Below are 9231 nucleotides of genomic sequence, written 5' to 3' on the forward strand. Positions count from 1 at the left end.
TAATTCATTTCTTTAATTTTTGATATGTCGTTTTCCCCATTGATTATGTCCTTTTTGCCATCTTCAATTAATTTCAGGTGAAGGTTTATGCATAATATTATCATTGTTTCTTTAGCTGTCATTTTGCATTCTAATTAGATTTTTTAGAGGTTTTATACTAGCATTTGATATATTTTCCAGCAAGTTTTCGTTTTATTTTTATATTTAATTTCATTGTATCTTGTTGATTTTATTGAGCTAATTTTAATTTAATTTGGTTTTTTTGATTTAAATTTGCTTGTTTCTATTAACAATTCAATTTATTTCAATTATAGTTCCTTTTTCGCAATTAAATGCGATTAAGGTTCATTTCATTTTGTTTTGTTAAATTTTTGAGATTTTATTTTATGACAGAGAAGTTTGTTCAAACCATTTCTAGTGTTAATTATAATAAAGGCGTTTTTTCCCTTTATTTCGTAGGTCAAGACCAAAAAAATATGGCTAGTGGCGTAATGGCTGAAAATGATGATGACCTTGAGCTTAAACAAGTGGTTCATATGCCAGCTTCTGGCTTTATGTATATGGTTTCCATGGTTAAAAACATGCTCGAAGATCCTCGCATGTCAGCTGAATTTGACAAGTTAGTTGCAGCGGGTTTTTTACCATCAAGTGAACCGGTTGACCCTCAGGCTGAAGAGGGAACAACGGAAGAAAAAACTGCGCCAAAAAAGCGAGTTTCTAAAGTTAAATAGCAACTGCATTTGGTGATATTGGGCATATGTCTATTGCATATCAATCAGCAAATCTTACGTTAGCGCAAATTCAAAAAATAATCGGAGGGGTGATGTTGTTAAGTCAGCATTCACCTCTTCATCGCAGATACGTTGTTGCTGAATGGCAGCAACGTATTATGCCTGCGTTTGAGCTAAACCAGTTTTGCTATTACGAAGATGAACAAGGTCGCCCAATTGCATTTTGTAATTGGGCGTTTTTGTCTGAGCAAAGCCGAGATGAGTTGTTATCTGGAGTGCGGGAAATTTCTTTATCTGACTGGCAATCTGGCCAGCATATTTATATCCCAGAGATGATAGCGCCATTCGGTCATGGCCGCGAAGTTGTCAATGACCTTCGTCGCCGTGTATTCCTTCCGTGGCAGGGGCAGAAAGTTTGTACGGTCCGCGGCAAGGTCAATGTTCAAAGTGATCGCTGTATCAGAAAGGTACAGTGGTTTTCTATTTAATCCGAAATTAGAGTTTATTTTATGGGAAAACCATTTTGGAGAAGTGTTGAATACTTCTTTACAGGGAGCTATACCGCTGACGATGGGGACAATAATATTGTTGCGACTAGTCTTATTGGCGGCGATATTCGAGCTTACGGCGGTGATGATCATATCACCGTCGCTTCAATTACTGCCACAGTTTATACGGGTAGTGGTAATGATACAGTCGTAGGCGGTGCGGCCCATCTAAAGGTAGAGGATTCTATTGGTAACCTTAGTGTAAAAGGTGCGGCTGGGTATGTTGATATCAATAAAAGTGGGGGTGGTGATGTCTCATTTGCCGGCCTTGCTGGTGGAGTTACTATTGACCACTTAGGTAATCGCGGTGACGTAAATTATGGAGGTGCAGCTGCATACAACGGTATAACCCGTAAAGGTCTAAGTGGTAATGTGACATTTGGTGGTGTTGGTGGTTACAACAGTCTTTGGCATGAAACAAACCAGGGTAACTTATCCTTTACGGGGGCAGGGGCCGGAAACAAACTCGACCGAACTTGGTTCAATAAATACCAGGGTTCACGTGGTGATGTGACATTCGATGGGGGCGGTGCGGCTAACAGCATTAGTTCACGAGTGGAAACTGGCAATATCACTTTCCGTGGTGTTGGTGCCGATAATCATCTGGTTCGAAAAGGTAAAGTTGGAGATATAACCCTACAGGGTGCAGGCGCATCAAATCGAATTGAACGTACACGCCAAGCTAATGACGTTTATGCTGAAACACGAGGGAACGTTACATTTGAAGGGGTTGGAGGGTACAACAGCCTTTACTCTGATGTCGCCCACGGAAATGTCAGTTTTTCCGGGGGGGGAGCCTACAATAATATTACCCGTAAAGGGATAGGTAAAGACTTCGACGGCGAAGGGATGGCGCATGTCAATGCCGATGAAATCGTGCTTACTCAAGCGGTACTAAGTGGAACTTGGATTGGCCAGGATCATCAAGTTACGGGTATAAAATCGACACGTGAGCCGAATACTTATCTGTTTGCTTTCTCGGATTCTAAGTACACCAAAATAAATAAAATTCAGCTGAGTAACGATCCTGAAACTGGAGAGCTTAAGTATTATTCTACCGCTTGGTACAAAGAAGGCGATCATTTAAGTAACTTAACGAGCCAGGATATTTCCTCTGAGAGCGGGTTTAACCCCGTTAAAGTCTATGGCGCATATACGCTGTCGGATTTGAAAGTTGAACACCAGAAAGCGGTGACTATTCACGCCGTTGAAAAAGACCTTACAGAATATGAGTGGGTGACCTACGCTAACGGTGCGGTGATTGATGCTAAAGACGTGTCATTATCTGATGCAAAAATGGGTGGGCATGCTATCTCTTCGGATGGCTCGACTGTCGATGTCAAAGCAGTTAAATCGAATCGAAAAGCAAACACGTACGTCTATGCAAAAGTCTTGGGGTCATACACAAAAATAGTTGTCGTCGAACTTGCAAACGATCCCGATACCGGAGTACTAAGGTATCAAGCTCGTCCTTGGTATAAAGAAGGCGACCACACCCAAAATTTGTCTAGTGAAGATATTTCTTCCGCAAACGGTTACAGCTCTGGGTACAAAAATGGTTACTCGTTGAGTCAGCTACAATACAGCGTTAATACGTTGAGAAGTACCAGTGAAATAGTAGCGGATATTGATGAATACAATGAACAATCATTGTTTAAGTCTGCTAGCGATGGTGGTGAAAGTTCAGGGGACGTTCGGTTCAATGGTGTCGGTGGCGGTAACGTCATCAAATCCAATGTGACACGCGGTAATGTCTACTTTAACGGTGGTGGTCTCGCCAACGTTATCCTTCACAGCTCTAAGTTTGGTGATACCGAATTTGTTGGCGGCGGCGCGGCTAACGTCATTGTTAAAAGTGGCGATGAAGGCGACCTCACTTTCCGTGGTGCTGGTTTAGCTAACGTGCTCGTTCATCAGAGCAAACAAGGGAAAATGGATGTCTACGCAGGCGGTGCGGTCAATGTATTGGTTCGTATTGGTGACGGCGAGTACTTAGCCCACTTACTTGCTTATGGCAATATTTCAGTTCACAAAGGTAACGGTAATAGTCGTTTGACTATGCTAGGCGGCTACAACACGCACACCCAAATTGGGTCTGGCAACGGGTTGTGGTTAGCGGTCGGTGGCTTTAATGTCATGACACAGGTTGGTAAGGGCGACATCGCTTCTGTACTTGTCGGTGGCGCGAATGTCATGACTAAAGTGGGTGACGGTGACCTCACGGCGGGTATGCTTGGTGGCGCCAATATCATTACTCATATTAGCGGTGATGATACGGCCTCAAATACGACCGCAGTCGCACTTGGTGGTGCAAACATCCTAACCAAAAAAGGCAATGGCAATGCGCTTGCCGTTATGGGAGGAGGCGCCAACGTACTTACACATGTTGGTGATGGCTCGACAACTGGCGTCATGGTTGGTGGGGCGAACATTCTAACCAAGGTGGGCGATGGCGATACCACAGGCATTATGTTGGGTATTGGTAACGTATTGACTCATGTTGGCGATGGCCAAACACTTGGCGTAATGGGTGCTGCGGGTAATATCTTCACCAAAGTAGGCGACGGCACTTCAATAGCCGCTATGATCGGCGTAGGCAATATCTTCACTCACGTTGGTGAAGGGAACGCGTGGGCGCTAATGGGCGGCCTAGGCAATGTATTTACCAAGGTTGGTCATGGTGATGCATTAGCGCTTATGGTCGCAGAAGCGAATGTCTTTACGCATATTGGTGACGGCACAACAGTCGCATTAATGATAGCAAAAGGTAATATCGCGACTAAGGTGGGTAATGGTACCTCGATAGCCGCGATGGTAGGTAACGCAAATATATTCACTCAGGTGGGTAATGGCAGCACGTTTACTGCAATGCTTGGCCAAGCCAATATCATGACGAAAGTGGGTAATGACCTAACTGCTGCATTAATGATCGGTAAAGCGAATATCTATACTCACGTTGGTGATGGCACAAGCTTAGGTTTATTTGCTGGCGAACTAAACGTGATGACGAAAGTGGGTAATGGCACAACCTTAGCCGCGATGTTTGGTAAAGCAAACATTATGACTCACGTAGGAGATGGTCTTACTGGCGTACTAGCCCTTGGTGAAGCGAATATCATAACGAAAGTCGGTGATGACTTCATGGGTGTTGTCGCAGCTGCGAAAGCAAACGTAGTGACCCATGTTGGTGATGCAACAACCGCAGCTGTGTTGGCGGGTAAAGGTAATATCTTAACCAAAGTTGGCGAAGGAACCACCGTTGGTTTACTGATATCAAAAGTGGGCAATGTCATGACCCATGTGGGGGATGGTACGACTATTGGTTTGGCGAAAGGTAAAGCTAACATCATCACAAAAGTGGGCGATGGATTAGGCGTTAACGTGGCCTGGGGACAAGCAAATATCTTCACTCACGTTGGTGACGGTGATCGATACAACTTCGCCAAAGGTGAAGCGAACATCATCACCAAAATCGGTGATGGCCAAGAAGTTTCTGTGGTTCAAGGTAAGGCGAATGTCATTACTCACGTCGGTAATGGCGATGATTACACGGGAGCTTGGGGCAAAGCGAATATCATTACGAAAGTGGGTGATGGCCGTAATGTTGTTTTAGCGAAAGGTGAAGCGAACATCGTTACTCAAGTGGGTGACGGAGATAGCTTCAACGCACTTTGGAGCAAAGGCAATATCGTCACTAAAGTCGGTGATGGTATGCAGGTCACGGCGGCAAAAGGTAAAGCCAATATTACGACAACCGTGGGTAATGGCCTGAGTGTAACGGCGGCCTATGGTGATGCGAATATCAACACCAAAATTGGTGACGGTATTTCAGTGAACGTTGCATGGGGCAAATATAACGTTAACACCAAAGTGGGTGACGGTCTCAATGTTGCGGTGATGAAAGGCAAAGCAAACGTGAATATTCACGTAGGTGATGGCTTAGGGATTAACGCTTCTTATGCCAGAAATAACGTTGCTATCAAAGTGGGTAACGGTGATTTCTATAGCCTAGCCGTCGCGTCAAGTAACACGAGCAGCAATAAGCTTTCCGCACTGTTTGATAATATTAAACAAACTCTTCTTGGAGTGGGTGGCAGCCAAGCGATTAATTACCTAGTTCAAGGTGATGAAGCTTCTTCATCAGGAATTCAGAAAGGACGAGGTGCTATTTCAACGCCTGAAATCACTAAACTTGATGGTTTCGACTTAGATGAAATCGAAGAAGTGGGTTCCGATCTAGGAGACGGTTTAAGTGGAAGCGTGACCAACGTTGAAACGCCTGATCTCAGCAACATGGAAAATGAACTCAACATCGAAGAATCTTCAAATCAAACGCAAACACCTAACTTGATCGTCAATGGTGATTTTGAGCAAGGTGGTCTGGGATGGGAATCGACTCACGGTGTTGAAGTTGCCTCTTCAAGTAAGGATTATGGCGTAAGTGGTGATGGTCATGGTTCACTTGTTACAGAGCTAGATACTTATACTAATACAAGTCTTTCTCAAGATTTAACGGATTTAGCGGAAGGTGAAGTCATTGCGGTTAGCTTTGATTTTGCAAAACGTGCAGGTATTTCAAGCAACGAAGGCATAGAAGTTCTCTGGAACGGTAATGTTGTATTCTCAACTTCTGGCGATGAAGCAGCTTGGCAACAAAAAACACTTAAGTTGACTGCGAATTCTGGCAGCAACCGAATAGAATTTAAAGGCACAGGCCATGATGATGGGTTGGGCTATGTTTTAGATAATGTTGTGGCGAAATCTGAAACATCACACCAAGCTAATGCTGTTGCCGATAATGCGGAACAAAATCAAGCTGCGCAAAATGCAATGTCTGACAAAGAACGAGCGGAAGCCGATCGTCAACGCTTAGAGCAAGAAAAGCAGAAACAACTTGAAGCCGTATCGGGTTCTCAGGCTCAATTAGAATCCACCGATCAAGAAGCATTAAAGAGCAATGGGCAAGCGCAGCGTGATGCTGTGAACGAAGAGTCTGAAGCGGTAACTAAAGACCTGACGACATTGGCCCAGGGACTTGATGTGCTGGATAACAAAGCGGTTTATGTAGGTGAATCTGGTGAGCATTGGCGCAACCATTTCGCAGACGGTCTTTTAGAGGATGCTCAAACCAAATTAGGTCAGGCTAAAGATGTTGCTGGGGAAAGCATCATCGCTGCGAAAAAAGCGCACGTAGACAACCAAAAAAGTGTCAACGATTCTGTGGCGAAATCAGAAGCAGGCGTTGCGAAAGGCGAACAGAATCGCTCTGGTGCAGAGAAAGATATTGCGAATACTAAAGCCGACGCTGATGCGCGTAAAACAGACGCCACTACGAAAGCTAATGAAGCTAAACAAGCTGAATCGAATGCGAATAATTCAGCTAGAGACGCTGAAGAACGTGGTAATCGTGATGCAAGAAATGCTGAAAACAAAGCGGATCAAGCACAAGCGGATGCGAAAGGTTCAAAGCAGAACGAAGAGGATCGTCCTGATCGTCAAGGTGCTGTGGGCAGTGGACTTTCGGGTAAAGCACGCAGAATAGAAGGTGCAGGCGTCACGGGTAACCATGTGAATGCCAACAACAAGTCAAGCGCCGATGGCCGATTCAGTGAAGGATTGAGCGAGCAAGAGCAAGAAGCGTTAAACGATGCTGTTCAAGCCGTAAACCGACTACAAATCAATGCAGGTATTCGCTCTAAAAATACCGGAAGAGCTATCACTTCCATGTTCACTGAGAGCAATACCGACAGTATCAGAGTTGTAAATCGAGCATCACAAGATGTAAACCGAAAAGATATTCGCATTTCAGGTGTCAATCTTCACGGGCTGGGTGAAGCGGCTGACACTTCTTTAGCTGTAAGAAAAGGCGTAGATGGTTTTGACTTCTCATTGCTTGGCTCTAATGATGCAAGATTTGTCGATTCGACTAAGCGACACATTGGCAAGCTTTTAACGGATTTACCTAGTAAAGAGTTGAAAGTGGTAAGAAGTAACATTCAGTCAATTCAGCGTACCCCATCTGAAAAGAATCTTGCTGCCTTAGAGTTGGCTCTTCACCAGTGGCAGAAAAAAAATCCAAAAGAGTTCGCTCAACGTGGTGAGTTAGTTAAGACACTCCAATTTGAAATGGTGTCGCTGCAAAGCCATATTCAGAGGAACCGTTCGAAGGACGCCAATGTCTTTGGTATTGCAATTGATCCGAAAGCTGTTGAAGCGTTTGAGTCTAAGCTCGTGTTTGACGGTATTGGTCGTGTGGTTGGTTTGGTTGAACCTTTGACCGAGCACGAAATCAATAGCTTAAAGTCGTTCGGAGTGGTTTCACCGACTCTGACGAATTCAACTTCAGAGAGAGATGCGCCAAAAACTGAAAATGAGAGCCTTATTGAATTTATTTATAAGCTAGGTCAGATAGAGACTACTGAAACTTATGCGAATGAAATACATGAGTTAGTAGAGCAAGCTAAAACGCTATGGATGAGCGGAAGTGTGACTCAAGAGAAAGCGGTTAAGCTGTTTAGCGAGGCTCATGAAAAGTTAGCAGAACACCCTAAACTGCAAACGCTGGCAAATAAATTACTGGCTGATGCAAAGAAAGATAAAGCGACAGGTCAATATCTTGATAATTTGTTTGGCCGTCGTTTTGACTCTGAAATAGCTCATGAGTTGGTGAAAACACCGACAGAACAAGCGATTAATACTTCAGTTCAAATCGGAACCAGTTTAGTTAATGATTTTGACGAATGGATACATGGCTTGCTGCCGGATGCGGGAGACGATGTGTTGCGCGCTGAGCGAATCCAGACAAAAATGGAAGCGTTTGCAGAAGAGATCGCTAAAGACAAGCGTCCATGGTTTAGTCGCGTCCCGACCTTAACTCAATTCCTTGAAACACCGAATTATGACAACTTCAAAACTATGATGACACAAGTTGATGATGGTTTCGGTGTTATAAAAGTTCCTTTCCTGGCTGTGAAAATGGCAATTACCCCTGGTTTGGGAATGGAAATGGCCCCGTGGAAAGCTGAAGGGGACCGTTTCTATCGGAATGTTATCACCAAGGCTCGTTCAACTGATGCGGTAATATCATCAGGGGTTGAAGGTGAAAACAAAGTTACCCTTATTGAAAAGAAAACCAGTGATTATGGTACGGCGCTTCAATATCAACCGAAAGGTGATAACTACGATGACTTTATAGAAGGCCGCAGTGTCGCAGATGGTCGAATTCTTACTCCGGGTAAAAAGACAACATTCGAAAGTAATGCCTTGAATAATGGTCTGCCGGTAGTGACGGGCGCGTCGGGTTCAACCAATATCATGACGCACCTGAACCAACATATTGCGAGTAAGAATCCAGGATTCTCTGTTGATCAAGCTTACCTAAACACCTTGTCTTTCTTAGTTTTTGACGGCGGTCACTCAGTCAACGAAAGCCTTGCTGTGTACAAAGCTTTGCAGGAAACGGGAGAGGATCGCAAAAAAGTATTGGAAAGCTACACCGCCAACTATCAGGATCTGATAGACCTAGTTGATGATAGCTCAAAGGGCACAGTGCGCGATGCGCTGGACAAGGCATTGGATAAAACGCTTAAGTTCTACAAAGAGCATGCTAATTCTGCATCAGATGAACCAGGGGAAGTGTTACCAGTTAAGAGGGCGACAAGTGACAAAGTTGCGGATCTTGAATCATTAGGAAAAAAGACCGGATTAAAAGTAGATTTATCTCAAGTATTTACGAAGCAAGAGCTGAAAGATAGAGCGAAAATTTTTGCTAAACCGATTGGTGCTTCTTATCAAAGTATCTTAGACCAAGTTGATTTGGTGCATCATTCCAATGGTCAAGAGCAGATGAGCGCGAGCTTTGAACTTTGCAATAAGATTAACGCTTATTTAGCTGAACATCCAACCTCCGGTCGTAATCATGCACTAACGCAATTGAAAGAGCAGGTAAGTAC

Annotated in this window: 3 protein-coding genes; all 3 read left to right on the top strand. The window is 44.1% G+C overall.

The window, feature by feature from the left end:
- Window positions 1-386 precede the first annotated feature (386 nt).
- Window positions 387-731, top strand: coding sequence for a hypothetical protein (locus AB4496_RS15085; protein ID WP_017082577.1), 345 nt, complete (start codon window positions 387-389; stop codon window positions 729-731).
- A 26-nt stretch (window positions 732-757) separates the two neighbouring features.
- Entirely contained in the window at window positions 758-1219 is a 462-nt protein-coding gene (gene rtxC, locus AB4496_RS15090; RefSeq protein ID WP_032545857.1) for an RTX toxin-activating lysine-acyltransferase RtxC, read from the top strand.
- 21 nt (window positions 1220-1240) lie between these two features.
- Window positions 1241-9231, top strand: a 7991-nt coding sequence (gene rtxA / locus AB4496_RS15095) for an MARTX multifunctional-autoprocessing repeats-in-toxin holotoxin RtxA (RefSeq protein ID WP_372131268.1), incomplete at its 3' end; no start/stop codon positions are given.

The organism is Vibrio sp. 10N.222.46.A1, from assembly GCF_041473595.1.
GTDB lineage: Bacteria > Pseudomonadota > Gammaproteobacteria > Enterobacterales > Vibrionaceae > Vibrio > Vibrio tasmaniensis_A.